This window comes from Pseudomonas sp. OG7 (assembly GCF_014192825.1).
GTDB lineage: Bacteria > Pseudomonadota > Gammaproteobacteria > Pseudomonadales > Pseudomonadaceae > Aquipseudomonas > Aquipseudomonas monteilii.
In genome coordinates this window covers 252,369-273,053 of record NZ_JACHYK010000009.1, presented here as the reverse complement: position 1 = coordinate 273,053, position 20,685 = coordinate 252,369, and the positions used below count along the sequence as shown (strand labels likewise).

Sequence of the window (20,685 nt, the reverse complement as noted above, 5' to 3'; positions counted from 1 at the left end):
GAGGCGTCATGCGCATCGCTTTGTTCCAGGGCGCACCCAAGCCACTGGATGTGCCCGGCAATCTGCAACGGCTGCGCCATCAGGCGCAGTTGGCAGCCGAGCGCGGCGCACAGTTGCTGGTGTGCCCGGAGATGTTCCTGACCGGCTACAACATCGGCCTGCCCCGGGTCGAGCGCCTGGCCGAAGCTGACGATGGCCCGGCGGCCATGGAGGTAGCGGAAATCGCCCAGGCGCACCGCATTGCCCTTGTCTATGGCTATCCGGAGCGGGCGAACGATGGCGCGATCTACAACAGCGTGCAGTTGATCGATGCCCATGGCCGCAGCCTGTGCAACTACCGCAAGACCCACCTGTTTGGCGAACTGGACCGTTCGATGTTCAGCGCAGGCCCGGACCACTTTCCGGTGGTAGAGCTTGAAGGCTGGAAAGTCGGCCTGCTGATCTGCTACGACATCGAGTTCCCGGAAAACGCCCGACGCCTGGCGCTGACGGGTGCCGAGCTGATTCTGGTGCCGACGGCGAACATGGCGCCGTATGACTTCATCTGCCAGGTGACCGTAAGGGCACGGGCGCAGGAGAACCAGTGCTACCTGGTGTATGCCAATTATTGCGGCGCGGAAGACGAGATCCAGTATTGCGGGCAGAGCAGCATCATCGGCCCGGATGGTAGTTTGCTGGCCATGGGCGGGCGGGATGAATGCCTGTTGCTGGCCGAGCTGGAACATGAGCAGGTTGTGCAGGGGCGGGAGGCATTCCCGTACCTGAACGATTTGCGTCAGGAACTGCACATGCGTAAAGGCTGATGGCCCTTTCGCGGGCAAGCCCGCGAAAGGGCCGGGCCTGCAAACAAATGGGTTAGCATGGACAGCAGCAACCGGAGCCCCCATGCCTGACGCCATCCGCCACCTCACTCTCGCCAACGGCCTGCAACTGACACTGCGCCACGCCCCGCGCCTGAAACGTTCGGCCGCCGCACTGCGGGTGCATGCGGGCAGCCACGACGCACCGGGCAAATGGCCGGGCCTGGCCCACTTCCTCGAACACCTGTTCTTCCTCGGCACCCCACGCTTTGCGCTGGACGACGGCCTGATGCGTTACGTGCAGACCCTGGGCGGCCAGGTCAACGCCAGCACCCGGGAACGCACCACCGACTTTTTCTTCGAAGTCCCGCCCAATGCGTTGGCCGGGGGCCTTGAGCGCCTCTGCCAGATGCTGGCCGAACCGGATCTGGGCATCGAGCGCCAACGCCGCGAGCGTGAAGTGATCCACGCCGAGTTCATTGCCTGGTCACGCAACCCGCAGGCCCAGCAGCAATTCGCCTTGTTGCAGTCGGTGTCGCAAGGCCATCCGCTGGGCGCATTTCATGCCGGCAACCGGTATACCCTGGCCCTGCAGGCCCCTGCCTTTCAGCAAGCACTGACGGGCTTCCACCAACGCTTCTACCAGGGCGGCCAGATCGTCTTGAGCCTGTGCGGGCCGCAGCCGCTGGATGAGCTGGAGCAATTTGGCCGGCAGCATGCGACGCTGTTCGCCACAGGCAAGCATGTGCCGCAAATCAAACCGCCGCCATTGTCGGCGACGGCTACACCACTGGCCTTCACTCACGAAAACCTCCCGGCAGGTGCCGAGCAAGCGCTGGAGCTGCTGATCGCCTGCCTCGGCGACAGCCGCCCGGGTACCTGGCTGGGTGCACTTCGCGAGCGTGGCTGGCTGCAACGTTTCAAGGCCGAAACACTGTATGCCTTTGCCGGCCAGTTGCTGTGGCACCTCGACCTCAAGCTCAGCGCCGACGCCTGCCCAGACGAAGCCAGCGCCCTGTTGCACGGCTGGTTCAGCTTCATCCGCCAGGCCGACCTTGAGCTGTTGAACCGCGAATTCGGCCTGTTGCAGCACAGCCGCGAACGCAGCGCCAGTGCACTTGAACTGGCCCGCCGTGACAGCACGGGGCAGCCGTTTGCCCAGTTGGATGCGCACGGTTTGCAGGCCCTTCAAGCCGTGCTGCAAGGCCTGCCATGCAACGTGTATGGCCAATGGCACATGCCCTTGGTCGACCCCTTGCTGATGGCTGATCTGCCCCAGGCCAATGCCATACCGCTACCGGCAGCGCTGAGGGTCAGTGAGCAGCTCCCTGGTGCCCGCCAATACGCAGCGCTCTACCTGCGCTGGCACGTACCCTCACCGTTGCGCCAACGTTTGCAGGGTGTGCTCGAACAGGCCCTGGCGCCACTGCAGGAGCGCTGTGAACGCGCCTCGGTACAACTGCAATTCACGGCTGCCGGGGAATACTGGCAGTTACGCTGCGCCGGGCTACCGGCAGCGGTGCTGCGGGCAGTGACGCAGGCCTTGGCGTTGATGGTCACCCCCCCGGCCAGATGCTGGTTGCCTTGCACAACGCCAACAGCGGCGCTGATCCCCATCAGGGCCTTGCTCAAGCAACTGCCCGACGCGGTGCTCGGCACCCCGCCCCCAACTGGCCCTACCTGTACGCTGGAGCAGCAGCAACTCGACAAGCTGTGGCAGCACACACGCTGGCACGGCCTGGTCGCAGGCTTCGACGATTCAGCCCTGAGCGCCCTGGGCACTGCGCTACAGCACTGCCCGGGGCGCGGCTCGCTGCCTAGCCCCCTGCCCACTTGGGCCAAACGCCGTTGGCAGCATGCCGAAGTACCGGGCAGCGAACACGCCATGCTGCTGTTCTGCCCGCTACCTGCCGCCAGCGAAGCCAGCGGCCGCCTGCTCGCGCAACTGCTGCAAGGGCCGGTTTACCAGCGGCTGCGGGTGGAACTGCAACTCGGCTATGCGGTATTCAGTACCTTTCGTCAGATAGAGGGGGTCGGCGGCCTGCTGTTCGGGGTGCAATCGCCTCATACCCACCAGGCACAAATCCTCGACCACCTGCTCACGCTACTCAACAAGGGTGTCACCCTTGACCCAGGCACCCAACAAGCCCTGGCCAGTCAATTCGATGAACCGGCCATGGCCAACGCCGATGTCGCCGAATGGGCGTGGCAGACACACCTGGCTACACAACCCGGCAGGCTGGATACGTTGCGCAGGGCTATTCTGAACACGCGGCAGACGGATCTGGACAACCTGCTGGGTAACCTGCTCGATGCAGACGCCTCCTGGTTGTGTTTGGCCAACGCTGCCGCGCCAACCCCTACGTGGAAGTGATCCAGGCCCGTGATTGTTACGCAACATGCAACGGCACTTTTCGAATAATTAACCTTCCAGTACAAATTTTTCTTGTAAGATAGCGCAATCCCAGTTCCGGGAACCGCCTTTGCGCGGTGGTACCCAAGTAGTAACTGAGCAACCCCAAACCCATCCGGAAGGAGTAATCCCATGTGGACCAAACCTGCATACACTGATCTGCGTATCGGCTTCGAAGTCACCATGTACTTCGCTAACCGCTAAGCCCGGCTTAGGGTTCCACGCCTCGGCCTGCCGGGGCGTTTTCGTTTTTCCGATCCGGTTTTCTGCATAGAGAGTGGCCATGTACATCCAGGTTCTCGGCTCCGCCGCCGGTGGCGGGTTCCCGCAGTGGAACTGCAACTGCATCAACTGCAAGGGCTTTCGTGACGGCACCCTGCGGGCCACCGCGCGCACCCAGTCGTCCATCGCCCTGTCCGACGACGGCGTACACTGGGTGCTGTGCAATGCCTCGCCCGACATCCGCGCCCAGCTCCAGGCCTTCGCGCCGATGCAGCCAGCCCGGGCCCTGCGCGACACCGGCATCAACGCCATCGTGCTGCTGGACAGCCAGATCGACCACACCACAGGCCTGCTCAGCCTGCGTGAAGGCTGCCCGCACCAGGTGTGGTGCACCGACATGGTCCACCAGGACCTCACCACCGGCTTCCCGTTGTTCAACATGCTCAGCCACTGGAACGGTGGCCTGCAGTGGAACCGCATCGAGCTGGAAGGTAGCTTCGTTATCGAGGCCTGCCCAAACCTCAAGTTCACCCCATTCCCCCTGCGCAGCGCCGCACCGCCTTATTCGCCGCACCGCTTCGACCCGCACCCGGGCGACAACCTGGGCCTGCTGGTCGAAGACACCCGCACCGGCGGCAAGCTGTTCTACGCCCCAGGCCTGGGCCAGGTGGACGACAAGCTGCTGGCGATGATGCACGGCGCCGACTGCCTGCTGGTCGACGGCACGCTGTGGGAAGACGATGAAATGCAACGCCGTGGCGTGGGCACTCGCACGGGCCGCGAAATGGGCCATCTGGCGCAGAACGGCCCGGGCGGCATGCTCGAAGTGCTGGACGCTTTCCCGCGTCAGCGCAAAGTGCTTATTCACATCAACAACACAAACCCGATCCTCGATGAAGACTCCCCGGAGCGCGCCGAAGTCCAGCGCCGCGGTGTCGAAGTTGCCTTCGACGGAATGAGCATTGAGTTGTAAGGAGGCCTGATGAGCGACGCATTGCCAATGTCACCTGCCGAATTCGAGCAGGCCCTGCGCGCCAAGGGCGCCTATTACCACATTCATCACCCGTACCACGTGGCGATGTACCAGGGCCGCGCCACCCGTGAGCAGATCCAGGGTTGGGTAGCCAACCGCTTCTATTACCAGGTCAACATCCCGATGAAGGATGCCGCGATCCTGGCCAACTGCCCGGACCGCGAAGTACGTCGCGAGTGGATCCAGCGCCTGCTCGACCACGACGGCGCGCCCGGCGAGGACGGCGGCATCGAAGCTTGGTTGCGCCTGGTCCAGGCTGTCGGCCTGGACCCGGACCAGCTGCGTTCGCAAGAGCTGGTGCTGCCCGGCGTACGTTTTGCCGTCGATGCCTATGTCAACTTCGCCCGCCGCGCCAGCTGGCAGGAAGCGGCCAGCAGCTCGCTGACCGAGTTGTTCGCCCCGCAAATCCACCAGTCGCGCCTGGACAGCTGGCCACAGCACTACCCGTGGATCGACCCGGCCGGCTACGAATACTTCCGCACCCGCCTGGGCCAGGCTCGTCGTGACGTAGAGCACGGCTTGGCGATTACCCTGCAGCACTACACCACCCGCGCGGCCCAGGAGCGTATGCTGGAGATCCTGCAGTTCAAGCTGGATATCCTCTGGAGCATGCTCGACGCCATGAGCATGGCCTACGAGCTGAACCGCCCGCCCTATCATTCCGTCACCCAGGAACGGGTGTGGCACAAGGGGATCACCCTATGAGTTTCGACCGCAATCAGGTGCCGAACTGGCGCCCCGGCTACCGCTTCCAGTACGAACCGGCGCAGAAAGGCCATGTGCTGCTGTACCCCGAAGGCATGATCAAGCTCAACGACAGCGCCAGCCTGATTGGCGGCTTGATCGACGGCCAACGTGACGTGGCCGCCATCATCAGCGAACTCGAACAGCAATTCCCCGATGTCCCGGAAGTCGCCGACGACATCGAGCAGTTCATGGAGGTGGCCCGTGCCGAACACTGGATCGTCCTCGCCTGAGTTGCCGCCCACGCCGCAGGTCGGCCTGCCGCTGTGGTTGCTGGCCGAACTCACCTACCGCTGCCCGCTGCAATGCCCGTACTGCTCCAACCCGCTGGACTTTGCCGCCCAGGGCCAGGAGCTGAGCACCGAGCAGTGGTTCAAGGTCATGGCCGAGGCGCGGGAGATGGGCGCGGCGCAAATCGGCTTTTCCGGCGGTGAACCGCTAGTTCGCCAGGACCTGGCTGAGCTGATCGGCGAAGCCCGCCGGCTGGGTTACTACACCAACCTGATCACCTCGGGCATCGGCCTGACCGAAGCGCGTATCGCTGACTTCAAGAAGGCCGGCCTGGACCATATCCAGATCAGCTTCCAGGCCAGCGACGAGCAGGTGAACAACCTGCTGGCCGGTTCGAAGAAGGCCTTTGCGCAAAAGCTGGAGATGGCCCGCGCCGTGAAGGCCCACGGCTACCCGATGGTGCTCAACTTCGTTACCCATCGGCACAACATCGACAAGATCGACCGCATCATCGAGCTGTGCATCGCCCTGGAAGCAGACTTCGTCGAGCTTGCCACCTGCCAGTTCTACGGTTGGGCGCACCTCAACCGTCTGGGCCTGCTGCCGACCCGTGCGCAGCTTGAGCGGGCCGAGCGCATCACCAACGAATACCGGGACAAACTCAAGGCCGAGGGCAACCCGTGCAAGCTGATCTTCGTCACCCCGGACTACTACGAAGAGCGTCCCAAGGCCTGCATGAATGGGTGGGGCAACCTGTTCCTCACCATTACCCCGGACGGCACCGCGCTGCCCTGCCACGGCGCCCGCCAGCTGCCGGTGCAGTTCCCCAATGTCCGCGACCACGACCTGCACCACATCTGGTATGAGTCGTTTGGCTTCAACCGCTTCCGTGGTTACGAGTGGATGCGCGAACCGTGCCGCTCCTGTGACGAAAAAGAAAAGGACTTCGGCGGCTGTCGCTGCCAGGCCTTCATGCTGACCGGTGATGCCAGCAACGCCGACCCGGTGTGTGCCAAGTCGGCCGACCACCGCATCATCCTCAAGGCCCGCGAGGAGGCTGAAAGCGCCCAGCTCGCCATTGAACAGATGACCTTCCGCAATGAACGAAACTCCCGTGTCATCGCCCGTGGCTGAATTCAGCGCGGCCCAGGCCGTTGCCGCCGGCACCGACTTCGCCGAACTCAAAGCCAGCGCCGACGGGCTGTTCTGGATCGAGTTCCGCCCGGCCGATGGTGCTTGCCGTATCTGGCACTGGCTGTACCACCAGGCCCGCTGCCTGACGCCGGATGGCTTCAGCGTGCGCAGCCGGGTCTACGAGTACGGCGGTGGTAGCTTCTGCCTGGGTGGCGACGGGCTGGTGTTCGTCAACGAAAAGGACCAGCAGGTCTACACCCAGCCGCTGGACGATTCGCAACCGCGTGCGCTGACCCAGGATGTCAGCTGCCGCTACGGCGATGTGCAGTGGCACGATGGCCATGTGCTGGCCGTCGAGGAACGCCATGCCGAGCAGGTGGAGCATCGGCTTGTCGCGTTGAGTGAGAGCGACCGGGTGGTGCTCGCCGAGGGCGCCGATTTCTACGCCTCACCCACAGTGAGTGAAGATGGCATGCGCCTGGCATGGATCGAATGGGACCGGCCGGCACAGCCCTGGACTATCACCCGATTGATGTGCCGCTCACGCGACAGCAGTGGCCACTGGGGCCCCGTGCAATGCGTGGCAAGCGATGATGAATCGCTGCAACAACCGCGTTTCGATGCCCAAGGCCGACTCTACGGCCTGTCCGACCGCAATGGCTTCTGGCAGCCCTGGGGCGAGGTCGATGGCCACTGGCAGGCGTTGCCTGCCGAGACTGCGGACCATGCTGCTGCGCCCTGGCAATTGGGTACCTGCACCTGGCTGGCACTGGGGCCGCAAAGCTATCTGGCGAGTTGGTTCAAAGACGGCTTCGGGCAACTGGGGCTGCGTAACACCGATGGACGTATGGAGCGCTTCGCCAGTGGCTACACGCGCTTTCGCAGCCTGGCCATGGACAGCGATCACCTTTATGCCATTGCCGCCTCGCCCATCAGCCCGCCTGCAGTGATTGCCATCGACCGCAGTAACCACGAAGTACGTGTGCTTGCCGGGGGGGCCGAGATACTGCCGGCAGGGCAAATCAGCCTGCCGCAGTCGATTCACTATGGCAGTGACGGCGAGCGGGCCCACGGATTCTTCTACCCCGCAGCGCACTCACAAGGCGCCACGCCGCTGGTGGTGTTCATCCACGGCGGGCCGACCTCGGCCTGTTATCCGGTGCTCGAGCCTCGCATCCAGTACTGGACCCAGCGCGGCTTTGCCGTGGCCGACCTGAATTACCGGGGCAGCACCGGCTATGGCCGGGAATACCGCCAGGCATTGCACCTGCGCTGGGGCGAAAGCGATGTGGCCGATGCCTGCGCGGCGGTCGAGTACCTGGCGGCTCAGGGCCTGGTCGACAAACGCAAGGCGTTCATCCGTGGCGGAAGCGCGGGTGGCTACACCACCCTCTGTGCCTTGGCCTTCCACGACGTGTTCCGCGCCGGTGCCAGCCTGTACGGGGTCAGCGACCCGGTTGCCCTGGGCCGGGCCACGCACAAGTTTGAGGGCGATTATCTGGACTGGCTGATCGGCGATCCGCAACAGGATGCCGAGCGCTACCGCCAGCGCACGCCGCTGCTGCATGCGGGGCAGATCAAGGTGCCGGTGATTTTCTTCCAGGGTGAGCTGGACGCGGTGGTGGTGCCGGAACAGACGCGGTCGATGCTGGCGGCGCTGCAGGCTAACGGGATTGAGGCCGAGGGGCACTTCTATGCGGGGGAACGGCATGGGTTCCGCAAGGCAGAGAACCTGGCGCATGCGCTGGAAGAAGAGTGGAAGTTCTATTGCCGGGTGTTGAAAGGTTGAAATACCGGGGCCGCTTGGCGGCCCCGGAAAACCTCACCGTTTGGCGATGATGTACACCGCATGCACGATCCCCGGAATGTAGCCCAGCAAGGTCAGCAGAATATTCAGCCAGAACGCCCCGCCAAACCCCACCTGCAAGAACACGCCAAGCGGCGGCAGGATGATGGCGATGATGATGCGAATAAAGTCCATGCAAGTCTCTCCTGAAGGTGTTATCTCACAGACTAGCCGCTCTACGCAGAGGTTCCACAGGCAAAAAAAACGCCCCGGGCCGAATGAAACAGGCCAGGGGCGATGCGCAGGAACGCCAGACGGTTCGTTGAATTCTCAGTGTTGCTACACAGTCAGGCCGGCACTTCGCGGCGGGCCTGCTGCTGGGCATGAAGGCGGGCAAAAGCGCGTGCCAGGCGTAGCAGCATTTCGTCGATGTTGCCCTTGCTCACGGTCAGCGCAGGTGAAAAACGCACCACATCCGCTTGTGGCGCATTGAGCAGCAGGCCTTCGTGCAGCGCCGCAGCCACCAGTTCACGGGCCAGGTTTTCTTTGAGTTGCAATGCCCACAGCAGGCCTTGCCCACGCACTTCGCCCTGGCCATAGCGCCCGGCCAGCCGGCTCAGGCCTTCACGCAGGTGACGGCCGTTGTCCTGCACTTGCGTGAAAAAGCCAGGCTCAAGCACGGTGTCCAGCACCGCCAGGCCGGCAGCGCACATCAGTGCATTGCCGTGGTGGCTGCCTTCCAGTTCGCCAGGCTCGGCGCAGCACGCCGTACCCCGAGCCAGCAAGGCGGCCAGTGGCACCCCACCGCCCAAGCCCTTGCCCAGGGTGATAATGTCGGCACGCACGCCGTAGGTTTCCTCGGCCAGCAGCGCACCACAGCGGCCAATACCGGTCTGCACCTCATCGAGGATCAGCAGGATGCCTAGTTCGCGGCAGAGCGTTTCCACACCCTTGAGGTATTCCTGGGTTGCCGGAATCACGCCCGCCTCGCCCTGGATCGGCTCGAGCATGATCGCCACGGTGCGTGAATCCACCTCGGCGTGCAGTGCCGCCAGGTCATTGAACGGCACCTTGCTGAACCCCGGCAGCCCAGGCTCGCAGCGGTTGCATGGCAGCGGGTCGGACGCCGACAGAGCACCCAGGCTGCGACCGTGACAGGCCTGGCTGGCCGTGATGATGTGATAGGCGCCGTTGCGGTGCAGTTGGCCCCACTTGCGCGCCAGCTTGATCGCGCCTTCGCAGGCCTCGGCACCACTGTTGAGCAGGTAGGCCTGGTCGCTGCCAGTGCTCTGACACAAGCGGTTCACCAACCCCAGCAAGCCACGGCTATGGAAACCCGACCCCGGGTTGATCAACGCCTGGGCCTGGTTACTCAGCGCTTTCACCAGCACGCTGGGGCTGTGGCCCAGGCTGTTGACCGCGCCGCCTTGGGTGAAGTCCAGGTAGGCATGCCCTTCACTGTCCCACAACCAGGAGCCTTGGCCGCGCACGAACACCTGCGCTGCGCGCTCGGCGCTGGGCATCAGGCGATCACGCGACAGCTCATCGGCTTGCGGCACGATCACCGGCGCACGCTTGGGCTCAGCGGCAGCGACAGGGGCCGAGCGGCGCAGGTTGAACAGGTTCATCAGGGCTCCAACCAATCACGGTAAGGGGCGGCAACGGTGCGGTCTTGGTGCCGCCACTCGATATTTTGCCTTGCCTATCAAAAGTGTTTTTCATCCGGGGTAACAATCGAACGATTCATCGCTGTAACCCGTTGGAATACGGCGATAGACTAGGCTTCGCAAGGGTTTTCGACCATTTCGTTTTTCCAGCATTTTCGATAAGTGTTACTTATGGATTTCCGCCAACTGCGTTATTTCGTCGCGGTGTATGAAGAAGGCCACGTGGGCCGCGCTGCAGAACGCCTGTCGCTGTCCCAGCCGGCACTCTCCCAGCAGATCCGGCAACTGGAGCACAGCCTTGATTTGAGCCTGTTCGAGCGCAGCAACAAGCGCCTGTTGCCCACCTTGGCTGCCCATACCCTGTACAACCATGCCTTGCCCTTGCTTGACGGCCTACAGCGCGCCCACGAAGCCATGCGCAACTTCAAGGGCCAGTCGTTACGCACCCTGGCCATCGGCGTGCTGCAGACCGTGCGACCGAGCCTGGTGCCACAGCTGCTCGAACGGCTACGCAAGGCACAGCCGCACCTTGTCGTGCAGATCTACGAGTTGTCGGGGCTGGAGATCGAACGGCGCCTGCTCAACGGCAGCCTGGACATCGGCATCAGCTACCTGCCACCGCGCCAGCCCGGGTTGCATGGCCTGCTGCTGTATGAAGACGAGCTGCAGTTGGTCATCCCAGATACTCACCCGCTGAAGGATTTCAAGAAGGTGTCTATCCGCCAGGCTGCCGAATTGCCCATGCTGATGCTTGGCGAAGAATTCCAGATCCGTCAGATCTGGCAGGCGCAACTGGCCAGCCAGGGCCGTCGACCGCAGGTTCAGGCTGAGATGAACAACATGGCGGGTATTCTCGACAGCCTGGCGCACACGGCGCTGGCAACCATCCTGCCGGGGCGGGCCAAGGAGGCCGCCGAAGATGATCAGGGGCTGTTGTGGAAACCATTGAGCGAGCCACGGGTGCCGCTGAAGGTTGGCTTGGTGTTCCGCGATGCCCAGCGCCAGCAGGCCTCTGTGGAGCTACTGCGCACGCTGCTGGAAGAAGAGACGGACGCCCGCCTGTTGGGCGCATCACCGCTGGATGTGCTGGCCTGAAAAACACGCACACAAAGAAAACCCCGCCGAAGCGGGGTTTTCCAGACTGTTTCCCTGTGACATCCGTATCGCCCCGCCATCCTGGCAGGTGGTCCTTCGTCGTCTTCCTTGATCTGTCCTTTGCGCTTCCTGCGCAACGTCCATGGGGTAAAGATTAACCGTGGATCCAATCTGAGAACAGTGGTGAAAAGTCACCACGTCGTGTAGGAAAAAGCTTACAAAGGGGATTCATTCCCAGACATACCGAAAATCGGGGCCGCCGCGCGGCCCCTAAATACGTCAGAACTGCTCGGCATCCAGCAGGTACAGCGATTCACTGCCCGCCTTCACCGACGCCACCAGCGAATCCACCCTTGGCAGCAACCGCGCAAAGTAGAACCGCGCCGTACCCAGCTTGCCCAAGTAGAACGCCTCGTCGCCCTCACCCGCCTTGGCCGCCCGTGCCATCAGTGCCCACATATAGCCGTAGGCCACATAACCAAACGCATGCAGGTACTCGACCGAAGCCGCGCCGATTTCATTCGGGTTGCCCTTGGCCTTTTCCAGCACCCACTCAGTCAGCCCGTCGAGCTGGTCGAGGCTGGCCGCCAACGGCTTGGCAAATTCGTCCAGCTCGCCACCTGCGCTGGCAATGAACTGGCGGATCTCGTCGGAGAACAACCGGTAGTACGCGCCACCACTGGCCACCACCTTGCGCCCCATCAGGTCGAGGGCCTGGATGCCGTTGGTGCCTTCGTAGATCTGTGTGATGCGCACATCACGCACCAACTGCTCCTGCCCCCATTCGCGAATGTAGCCATGCCCGCCGAACACCTGCTGACCATGCACCGCGCACTCCAGCCCCAGGTCGGTGAGGAAGGCCTTGGCCACCGGCGTGAGCAGCGCCACCAGCTCTTCGCTGCGTTTGCGCACACTGGCATCTTCGCTGTACTTGGCACTGTCCAGTTGCATGGCTACGTAGGTGGAGAAGGCGCGGCCGCCCTCGATCAGCGCTTTCATGGTCAGCAGCATGCGGCGCACGTCCGGGTGGACGATGATCGGGTCGGCGGCCTTGTCCTTGGCCTGCGGGCCAGTAGGGGCACGGCTCTGCAGGCGGTCGCGGGCGTATTCCACGGCGTTCTGGTAGGAGCGCTCGGCCGAGGCCAGGCCCTGTATACCAACACCCAGGCGCTCGTAGTTCATCATGGTGAACATGGCCGCCAGGCCCTTGTTCGGCTCACCGACGATATAGCCGACTGCTTCGTCGAAGTTCATCACGCAGGTAGCCGAGGCCTGGATGCCCATCTTGTGTTCGATCGAACCGCAAGTGGCCGGGTTGCGTGCACCGAGGCTGCCATCTTCGTTGACGAGGAATTTGGGCACCAGGAACAGCGAAATACCTTTCGGCCCCGCCGGTGCGTCCGGCAGCTTGGCCAGCACCAGGTGGATGATGTTCTCGGTCAGGTCGTGCTCGCCACCGGTGATGAAGATCTTGGTGCCGCTGACCTTGTAGCTGCCATCGGCCTGGGGCTCGGCCTTGGTACGGATGATGCCCAGGTCGGTCCCGGCGTGCGGCTCGGTCAGGCACATGGAACCGGCCCATACGCCGGCATACATGTTCGGCAGGTACTTTTCCTTCAGCGCTTCGCTGGCGTGGGCGTTGATCGACAGGCAGGCACCGGCGGTCAGCATCGGGTACAAGCCAAAGGCCAGGCTGGAGGCGTTGACCATTTCCTCGACCTGGGCCGAGATGGCCTTGGGCATGCCCATGCCTCCGAACAGCGGGTCGCCACCCACGCCGACCCAACCGCCTTCGGCGTAGGTGTTGTAGGCCTCGATGAAACCGGCGGGGGTGCGCACAGCGCCGTTGTCCCAGTGGCAACCTTCTTCATCTGCGGCACGGCTGAGCGGCGCGATGGACTTGGCGGTGACCTTGCCGGCTTCCTCCAGCACGGCCAGAGCGGTGTCGGCATCGACAACGTCAGCCAGCCCGGGCAACTGCGCCCACTGCTCGGCCACGTTGAAGACTTCATTCAGTACGAAGCGCATGTCGCGCAGGGGCGCTTTATAGTCAGCCATGACAACCTCTCGCTAGTCGGGTCGGGGCGGTCTCGGGGAACCGCGACACAGGGGTTACTGGCAGTGTAACCGAACAACTTTTACGAGACATAGGGTCATCAATTGACCATACAGTATTGCATGGTCACGCGGTGCGTACGGCCCCTCGCTGCGATTGTTGCCCATGCACCATGACACAATTGCGTCCCGCGCCTTTGGCGCTGTACAGCGCCTGGTCGGCGGATTTCAGCACCGCTTCGGGGTTGCGATGATCGGCCTGGCGCTCGGCCACGCCGATACTGATGGTGACCGACACCGTGCCGCCACTGCTGCCCGCCCGGCGCTGGCGCCCGGCCGTATCGTCCTGCGGGCGGTTGTACTGATCGCGCAGGTGCATCACATAGTTGGCGATCACCTCACGCACCGCTTCCACGTGGGGCACGCACTCCTCGGCTGTCTTGCCCGCGAACACCAGGGCGAACTCCTCGCCGCCATATCGGTAGGCCCGGCCGCCGCCAGTCACCTTGGACAAACGGCTGGCCACCAGGCGCAACACCTGGTCACCCACGTCGTGGCCATGGGTATCGTTGAATTTCTTGAAGTGGTCCACGTCGGTCATGGCGATCACATAGTTGCGCCCCAGGCGCTGCATGCGCTCGTTCAGCGCGCGGCGCCCCGGCAGACCGGTCAGCTCGTCGCGGAAGGCCATCTGGTAGGCCTCGTGCGCTACCGCTGCGGCGATCATCAACATCACCTGGCTGCACATGATGTTAAGGGTGAACGGCAGGATGAACGTTTGCGGCAGCATCCAGAAAATGCCCAGCAGGCCGGTCAACTGCGCAGCATGCAGCGGCCTGGGGGCACGCAGGTATTGCACTACCAGCAGGATGAACACTACGAGGAACAGTGGGTAAACCATCTGGATCAGGCTCATCCACTGGCCATGCAAGGCTGGCCAGCGGATTTCCGCCAACCAGCTCAACAGGGCTTCGGGGTAACTTTGTTCGAGGGCCACCGCCACGCTGCCCACGGCAAACAGCACAGCGCCGCGGGCAACCAGGTCCTGCAGCAAGTGGGTACGTTCCTGCCAGGCGCCATACAAGCCGAACAGCGTGGGCAGCAACAGGCACACCAGGTGGAAGATTACCGCCGCGTCCTCGCGCACGCGGCCATGGTCACGGTAGAAGTCGGTCTGGGTGTCGAGCAGAAAGTAGGCGATGTACACCGTAAGCATCAGGAACAGCTCACGTTGCCGGCGATACACGGCGCAGTAGGCGCCGCCCAGCAGCAGAACCAAAGTAGGCAAGACATTGAACAGCGATGTGAAAAAGACGCTGAGGTCTCTCACATAGGCTGCGGCGAGCCCTGCCAGCAACAAGAACAGCGAAGGCAGGAAGTGGCTTGCGCGAACAGCATTAAGACGAAACAAGGGTAATCTCCAACCCGGCAGATCAATAGTGGCATTGTGCCCTTAGTTCATCGGCAGTGCACATGAACAGTTGAATTTGCCGTTGGGTCAATTGGCCCCAGATGCGAAAAACCCGCCTGCCGGTGAGGGCAGGCGGGTTCCGTGTACAGCGGTAGGATCAGTACGACAGGCCGAAGTTTTCTTCGTCCATCGCCATCAGGTTGTTGGCACCCGACAGCATGGTCGCCACATGGGTACGGGTGCGCGGCAGGATGCGCTGGAAGTAGAAACGCGCCGTTTGCAGCTTGGCGGTGTAGAACGCCTCTTCGCTGGTGCCGGCTGCCAGTTTTTCGGCCGCCAGGCGGGCGATGTCGGCCCAGAAGTAGGCCAGGCAGGCATAGCCGGAATACATCAGGTAATCGACCGAGGCCGCACCCACCTCTTCGCGGTCCTTCATGGCGGCCATGCCCACTTTCATGGTCAGCTCGCCCCACTCTTTGTTGATTGCCGCCAGCGGCTCGACGAACTCCTTGACCGCTTCGTTACCTTCCTGCGCCTGGCAGAACTTGTGCACGATCTTGGTGAAGCCCTTCAGTGCTTCGCCCTGGGTCATCAGCACTTTACGGCCGAGCAGGTCCAGCGCCTGAATGCCGGTGGTGCCTTCGTACAGCATGGAGATACGGCTGTCGCGTACGTTCTGCTCCATGCCCCACTCGGCGATAAAGCCGTGGCCGCCGTAGATCTGCACACCATGGTTGGCGGCCTCGAAGCCGACTTCGGTCATGAACGCCTTGGCAATCGGGGTCAGGAACGCCAGCAGGGCATCGGCCTTCTTGCGCTCTTCTTCGTCCTGGCTGTACTTGACGATGTCCACCTGCTTGGCCGTGAAGTACACCATCGCGCGGTTGCCTTCGGCGAAGGCCTTCATGGTCAGCAGCATGCGGCGCACGTCCGGGTGGACGATGATCGGGTCAGCAGCCTTGTCCGGCGCTTTCGGGCCAGTCAGGGAGCGCATCTGCAGGCGCTCACGGGCGTACTTCAGGCCACCCTGGAACGCCACTTCGGCGTGGGCCAGGCCTTGCAGCGCGGTACCCAGGCGAGCGGTATTCATGAAGGTGAACATGCAGTTCAGGCCTTTGTTCGCCGGGCCGATCAGGTAACCGGTGGCCGCATCGAAGTTCATCACGCAGGTAGCGTTACCGTGGATGCCCATCTTGTGTTCGATGGAGCCGCAGCTCACGCCGTTGCGCTCACCCACACCGCCCTCGGCGTTAGGCAGGAACTTCGGCACGATGAACAGCGAAATACCCTTGGTACCGGCCGGTGCGTCCGGCAGGCGGGCCAGGACGATATGGACGATGTTGTCGGCCATGTCGTGTTCACCGGCCGAAATGAAGATTTTGGTACCCGACACCTTATAGCTGCCGTCAGCCTGTGGCTCGGCCTTGGTGCGCAGCATGCCCAGGTCGGTGCCGCAGTGTGGCTCGGTCAGGCACATGGTGCCGGTCCACTCACCGGACACCAGCTTGGTCAGGTAAGTGTGCTGCTGCTCGGGGGTGCCGTGCGCAGAGATGGTGTTCATCGCACCATGGGACAGGCCTGGGTACATGCCCCACGACCAGTTCGAACCACCGACCATTTCACTCAGGGCCAGGCCCAGCGACTCTGGCAGGCCCTGGCCGCCGTGCTCGACGTCATGGGCCAGGCTCGGCCAGCCGCCTTCGACGAACTGTTCGTAGGCTGCCTTGAAGCCAGTCGGGGTCTTAACGCCCGATTCGCTCCAGGTGCAGCCTTCCTGGTCACCCACACGGTTCAGCGGCGAAAGCACCTGCTCACAGAACTTCGCGCCTTCTTCGAGGATCGCGTCGACCATGTCAGGCGTGGCGTCCTGGCAGCCCGGCAGGCTCTGATAGTGCGCCTCATAGCCAAGCAGCTCGTCGCGAACGAAGCGGATATCACGCAAGGGGGCTTTGTAATCAGGCATTGCGATGAACCTCTGAGTCAGTTCTGTGGGGTGACCAGCTCTTGGCGGCCGTCTTATCAAACAGTTGTTTGAAACTTACGTTTAGCACCGCGTTCTGTCAAGGATGGACTATGGTGCCATTTACGCCACGAAAAATGGCAAATACGCCAAACCTAGAGAAAACAATGCTCCTGTGGGAGCGGGCGTGCCCGCGAAAGCGTCCGATCAGGCCATTAAGGTGCCTGACCTGACGCTTTCGCGGGCACGCCCGCTCCCACCGGGGCTGGGTTAAATTCGAAGGGGCGAACTGTCAGGCGTAAGTGTCGATAATCCGGCCGAGCATTTCGTCGGATGCCTTGGCCACCTTTGCGCCAAGCCCGACTTCGGTTTTGCCCAAGGCCATCTGCACGGTGCTGGTGGCCAGGTCCATCTGCTGGCTGCGGTCGACCGCGCGCAAACGCTCAGCCTGAAAGTCGCTGGACTGGCTGGTGGCGGTACGTTCGGCGGTGGTGTTGGCGATCTGGCCGGCGGCCTGATCGACGCGGTTCTGGCCGGTCTGGATTGCGCTCAGGCCCGCGTAGTAGGCGGAGCTACCGGTGATTTCCATGTCAGGACTCCATTGACGCTGGATGACGAACAGGCTCAATTAAAGCAGGCCTGCCGTGAAAAGGCCCGTTTAAATCCCTAATGGCCTGGTGCCAGCTGATAGGCCTTGGGTATTCCTACACGCCAAACCGTCAGGCCAGGAAGCCACTAATCCAGAAGATCCAGTTGCAGGTGTTCAGCCACCATATCGGCACTGGCCTGCTTGAGTTTGGGTACCCGCCCCAGGCAAGGCGCCGGCAGGCGCTCGGCCAGGCTGGCCAGGTTTTCTTCCAGCCGCGAAGTACGCGGCTCGATGATGTTCGCTACCCACCCGGCCAACTGCAGCCCGTCACGCTCAATCGCCTCGGCGCTGAGCAAGGCATGGCTGATACAACCCAAGCGAACGCCCACAACCAGTATCACTGGCAATTTAAGGGCAACGGCAAGGTCCGAAAGGTTCTCCAACCCCGACAACGGCACACGCCAGCCACCCGCACCTTCAACCAACGTGAAATCGGCATTTTGTTGCAGCACATTGCGCATCGCTGCCAACAGCGCCGGCACGGCCAGCGTCACCCCCGCCTCGCGCGCCGCGACATGCGGCGCAATCGCCGGCTCGAAGGCGAACGGGTTGACCTGCTCATACGGCAACTTGATCGTACTTTCATCGATCAGCGCCTGGGCATCACTGTTGCGCAACCCTTTCGGCGTCATCGTGCAGCCCGAGGCCACCGGCTTGGCGCCCAGCGTGCTCATGCCCTGCAACCGCGCCGCATGCAACAGCCCGGCGGCGATGGTGGTCTTGCCGACATCGGTATCGGTACCGGCGATGAAATAGGCCTGGCTCATCGTGCTCCCCTTACGCCTGTGGCTTGCGCAACACACCATAGACCACTTGATAGGTGGCTGGCAGCCCCGCAGGCTGGCGAAATGCCTCATAGGCGTGCAACAGGCCCTGCATGCGCGCCCGACCGGTAAGCCCGGAAGGTCGCCCGGGGTTCAGGTTGTGTGCCCCCAACGCCTTGAGTTCATGGGTCAGGCTTCGTACATCCGGGTAGTGCAGCACGTGCGGGCAACGCTGCAATTGAAGCTGTTCCAGCCCGCTGCCAGCACACAGGCGCTGATAATCCTCAAAACGGCGGAAGCGGTTCACATGCACCAGGCCATCCACTGCCTGCCAACTGGTCCGCAGCTCGTCGAGGGTGCCCACGCACAGGCTGCTGAAGGCCAGCACACCGCCGGGGCGCAGCACACGCGAGGCCTCTGCCAGCACGCTGGCGAACTGGCCGCACCACTGCACAGCCAGGCTGGAAAACACCAGGTCGACACTGCCGTCACGCAGCGGTAAACGCTCGGCATCACCTGCCACGTGATACTGCGCCCCACCCTGTTCATGACGGGCATGGCGCAGCATGCCTTCGGCGATATCCACCGCCACGCCGCTGGCCAGGGTAAAACGCTGCGCCAGGATACGGCTGAAATGGCCAGTGCCGCTGCCCAGGTCCAGCCAGCGCGACGGCTGCAGGCCAGTCGGCAACTGCTCCAGCAGGCTTAAACCTACAGCGCGCTGCAAGGCTGCCACGCTGTCGTAGCTGGCGGCAGCGCGGGAGAACGAAGCGGCCACCTGGCGCTTGTCGGGCAGCGCGCCGGGTAAAGTCGGACGGGAAAGGTCAGTCATCGCCACTCTCATGCAGAAAACTCTTGATGCCCGCCGCCAGCTCCTGCGGATACTCCAGCAGGAATGCGTGGGAACTGTCTTCGACCAGGCCCACTTCCACATCGGGCAACAACTCGCTCAACGCTTTTGCCGCCTCTGACGGCACCAGTGCATCGCTACCGGCAAACAGGTGCAACTGCGGGCCGGCGTAGGCCTGCAGGGCTTCACGGGTATCAAGCCTGGCCAGCACTTCAAGGCCTGTGGCCAGGTACAGCGGGTCGGTATCCGGCACGCCGACACCCAGTTGCCGCAGCAACGTGCGCGGTTGCTGGGCGCCATCGCTGCACAGCGTGCGGAAGCGCTTGAGCGTGACCTGGGTATGGCTGCGGCAGCCATCGAGGAAGGTGCCGAAGGTGTCTTCGGCCATGCCATGGGGCCAGTCCGGGCGGGCCACGAAGCTAGGGTTGCTGGCCAAGGTCAGCAGGCCACAGCAATGGTCACCGCGCTTGTGTGCCAAGGCGCTGGCCAGCATGCCGCCGAGCGACCAGCCGCCCAGCCACACGTCGTTCGGCAGCTTGCGATCCAGGTGGTCGACCCAGGCCTGAACATCGCTGTCGGCCAGTTCCGGCAAGGGCATCAACTCCACCTGCAGGCGGGCGTCCTGGGCGCGCAGGCTGGCGGCCAGCGGCTCCAGTGAAGCAGTGCCCAGGCCCCAGCCGGGCAGCAGTACAAGGCGATTACGCATCGGCGTTCTCCAACTGTGGATAACACTCGGCCAATGCATTCAACAATAGCTGCACCTGCGCTTTGCTGTGCGCGGCGCTCAGGGTCACCCGCAGGCGCGCACTGCCTGCCGGCACGGTGGGTGGGCGTATGGCAGTCACCAGCAAGCCGCGCTCGCGCAGCATGCGCGACAGGCGCAGGGCCTGTGCGCTGTCGCCGATCACGATGGGCTGGATCGGCGTTGGGCTGTCCATCAGTTGCAGCCCGATCTGCTGCGCGCCTTCGCGGAACTGGCGAATCAACGCAGTCAGATGCTCACGCCGCCAGGTTTCGCGGCGCAGCAACTCCAGGCTCTTTAGCGTGGCACAGGCAAGTGCAGGTGGCTGGCTGGTGGTGTAGATGTAGGGGCGGGCGAATTGCACCAGCGCTTCGATCAGCTCTTCGCTGCCGGCAACAAAGGCACCGGCAGTACCGCAGGCCTTACCCAGCGTGCCGATCAGCACCGGCACGTCCTCCACGCCCAGGCCGAAGTGCTCGACGATACCGCCCCCCTGCGTACCCAAGGTACCCAGACCATGGGCATCGTCGACCATCAGCCAGGCACCACGCGCCCGGGCGACATCGGCCAGTGCCGGCAGTTCGGCCAGGTCGCCGTCCATGCTGAACACGCCATCGGTCACCACCAGGGTATTGCCGACGGCCTTGTCCAGGCGGCTGGCCAGGCTGGCCGGGTCGTTGTGCAGGTAGCGGTTGAAGCGGGCGCCACTGAGCAACCCGCCATCCAACAGGGACGCGTGATTCAAGCGGTCCTGCAGCACGGTATCGCCCTGCCCCACCAATGCGGTGATAGCACCCAGGTTGGCCATGTAGCCGGTGGAGAACAGCAGCGCACGCGGGCGCCCGGTCAGTTCGGCCAACGCCTCTTCAACCTGATGGTGCGGCGTGCTGTGGCCGACCACCAGGTGCGAAGCGCCGCCGCCCACACCCCAGCGCTTGGCGCCGGTCTGCCAGGCGGCGATCACTTCAGGATGGTTGGCCAGGCCCAGGTAGTCATTGCTGCAGAAAGCCAGCAAGCGCTGGCCGTCGACCACCACTTCCGGCCCCTGCGGGCTTTCCAGCAGTGGCCGCTGCCGATACAGGTCTGCGGCGCGCCGTTCGGCCAGGCGCGCCGCCAGGTCGAAGGCCAT

19 protein-coding genes are annotated in these 20,685 nt (G+C 63.3%); 9 read left to right on the top strand and 10 right to left on the bottom strand.

What is annotated here, in order from left to right:
• Window positions 1-8 precede the first annotated feature (8 nt).
• From FHW75_RS22190 to FHW75_RS22155, 8 genes are all read left to right on the top strand, one after another.
• Window positions 9-803, top strand: a complete 795-nt coding sequence (locus FHW75_RS22190) for a carbon-nitrogen hydrolase family protein (RefSeq protein ID WP_027615915.1) — start codon at window positions 9-11, stop codon at window positions 801-803.
• Between the two features lie 82 nt (window positions 804-885).
• Entirely contained in the window at window positions 886-3,174 is a 2,289-nt protein-coding gene (gene pqqF / locus FHW75_RS22185; protein ID WP_183674583.1) for a pyrroloquinoline quinone biosynthesis protein PqqF, read from the top strand.
• Window positions 3,175-3,345: 171 nt separating this feature from the next.
• Entirely contained in the window at window positions 3,346-3,417 is a 72-nt protein-coding gene (gene pqqA / locus FHW75_RS22180) for a pyrroloquinoline quinone precursor peptide PqqA (protein WP_003243383.1), read from the top strand.
• A gap of 79 nt (window positions 3,418-3,496) precedes the next feature.
• Window positions 3,497-4,408 carry a pyrroloquinoline quinone biosynthesis protein PqqB gene (gene pqqB, locus FHW75_RS22175; protein WP_019097150.1) on the top strand — a complete coding sequence of 304 codons (912 nt, stop codon included), beginning with the start codon at window positions 3,497-3,499 and terminating at the stop codon, window positions 4,406-4,408.
• Between the two features lie 9 nt (window positions 4,409-4,417).
• Window positions 4,418-5,173 (top strand): pyrroloquinoline-quinone synthase PqqC, encoded by a 756-nt coding sequence (gene pqqC, locus FHW75_RS22170; protein WP_183674580.1) that lies wholly within the window; start codon window positions 4,418-4,420, stop codon window positions 5,171-5,173.
• The gene (pqqD, locus tag FHW75_RS22165; protein WP_003255595.1) at window positions 5,170-5,445 is read left to right on the top strand and encodes a pyrroloquinoline quinone biosynthesis peptide chaperone PqqD; all 276 of its coding nucleotides are present in this window, start codon (window positions 5,170-5,172) and stop codon (window positions 5,443-5,445) included. Before pqqC ends, pqqD begins: the two co-directional genes overlap by 4 nt.
• A complete protein-coding gene (gene pqqE, locus FHW75_RS22160) occupies window positions 5,417-6,577 on the top strand; it encodes a pyrroloquinoline quinone biosynthesis protein PqqE (protein WP_019097152.1) in 1,161 nt (386 codons plus the stop codon). Before pqqD ends, pqqE begins: the two co-directional genes overlap by 29 nt.
• Window positions 6,543-8,366 (top strand): S9 family peptidase, encoded by a 1,824-nt coding sequence (locus FHW75_RS22155; protein WP_183674577.1) that lies wholly within the window; start codon window positions 6,543-6,545, stop codon window positions 8,364-8,366. The genes pqqE and FHW75_RS22155 overlap by 35 nt, the downstream gene beginning before the upstream one ends.
• Before the next feature lie 33 nt (window positions 8,367-8,399).
• On the opposite strand, the gene FHW75_RS22150 is transcribed toward FHW75_RS22155, so the two are convergent.
• Both FHW75_RS22150 and FHW75_RS22145 read right to left on the bottom strand, forming a co-directional pair.
• Window positions 8,400-8,558 (bottom strand): YqaE/Pmp3 family membrane protein, encoded by a 159-nt coding sequence (locus FHW75_RS22150; protein ID WP_009681539.1) that lies wholly within the window; start codon window positions 8,556-8,558, stop codon window positions 8,400-8,402.
• 152 nt (window positions 8,559-8,710) lie between these two features.
• Window positions 8,711-9,991 (bottom strand): aspartate aminotransferase family protein, encoded by a 1,281-nt coding sequence (locus FHW75_RS22145; RefSeq protein WP_019097154.1) that lies wholly within the window; start codon window positions 9,989-9,991, stop codon window positions 8,711-8,713.
• Between the two features lie 210 nt (window positions 9,992-10,201).
• Between FHW75_RS22145 and FHW75_RS22140 the strand changes: the two genes are divergently transcribed.
• On the top strand, window positions 10,202-11,125 hold the full coding sequence (locus FHW75_RS22140) for a LysR family transcriptional regulator (RefSeq protein ID WP_012270171.1): 924 nt from the start codon (window positions 10,202-10,204) through the stop codon (window positions 11,123-11,125).
• A gap of 279 nt (window positions 11,126-11,404) precedes the next feature.
• Here FHW75_RS22140 and FHW75_RS22135 read toward each other — a convergent pair whose 3' ends face one another.
• The 8 genes from FHW75_RS22135 to bioF form a co-directional block, all read right to left on the bottom strand.
• On the bottom strand, window positions 11,405-13,183 hold the full coding sequence (locus FHW75_RS22135) for an acyl-CoA dehydrogenase C-terminal domain-containing protein (RefSeq protein ID WP_019097155.1): 1,779 nt from the start codon (window positions 13,181-13,183) through the stop codon (window positions 11,405-11,407).
• Between the two features lie 124 nt (window positions 13,184-13,307).
• A complete protein-coding gene (locus FHW75_RS22130; RefSeq protein WP_019097156.1) occupies window positions 13,308-14,591 on the bottom strand; it encodes a diguanylate cyclase in 1,284 nt (427 codons plus the stop codon).
• Between the two features lie 157 nt (window positions 14,592-14,748).
• On the bottom strand, window positions 14,749-16,554 hold the full coding sequence (locus FHW75_RS22125; protein ID WP_019097157.1) for a phenylacyl-CoA dehydrogenase: 1,806 nt from the start codon (window positions 16,552-16,554) through the stop codon (window positions 14,749-14,751).
• A gap of 289 nt (window positions 16,555-16,843) precedes the next feature.
• Window positions 16,844-17,140, bottom strand: coding sequence for a hypothetical protein (locus FHW75_RS22120; RefSeq protein WP_019097158.1), 297 nt, complete (start codon window positions 17,138-17,140; stop codon window positions 16,844-16,846).
• Between the two features lie 146 nt (window positions 17,141-17,286).
• Window positions 17,287-17,967, bottom strand: a complete 681-nt coding sequence (gene bioD / locus FHW75_RS22115; RefSeq protein ID WP_019097159.1) for a dethiobiotin synthase — start codon at window positions 17,965-17,967, stop codon at window positions 17,287-17,289.
• A 10-nt stretch (window positions 17,968-17,977) separates the two neighbouring features.
• The gene (gene bioC / locus FHW75_RS22110; protein WP_019097160.1) at window positions 17,978-18,796 is read right to left on the bottom strand and encodes a malonyl-ACP O-methyltransferase BioC; all 819 of its coding nucleotides are present in this window, start codon (window positions 18,794-18,796) and stop codon (window positions 17,978-17,980) included.
• Window positions 18,789-19,520 (bottom strand): alpha/beta fold hydrolase, encoded by a 732-nt coding sequence (locus tag FHW75_RS22105; RefSeq protein ID WP_019097161.1) that lies wholly within the window; start codon window positions 19,518-19,520, stop codon window positions 18,789-18,791. Before FHW75_RS22105 ends, bioC begins: the two co-directional genes overlap by 8 nt.
• A complete protein-coding gene (gene bioF, locus FHW75_RS22100; RefSeq protein ID WP_025754041.1) occupies window positions 19,513-20,685 on the bottom strand; it encodes an 8-amino-7-oxononanoate synthase in 1,173 nt (390 codons plus the stop codon). The genes FHW75_RS22105 and bioF overlap by 8 nt, the downstream gene beginning before the upstream one ends.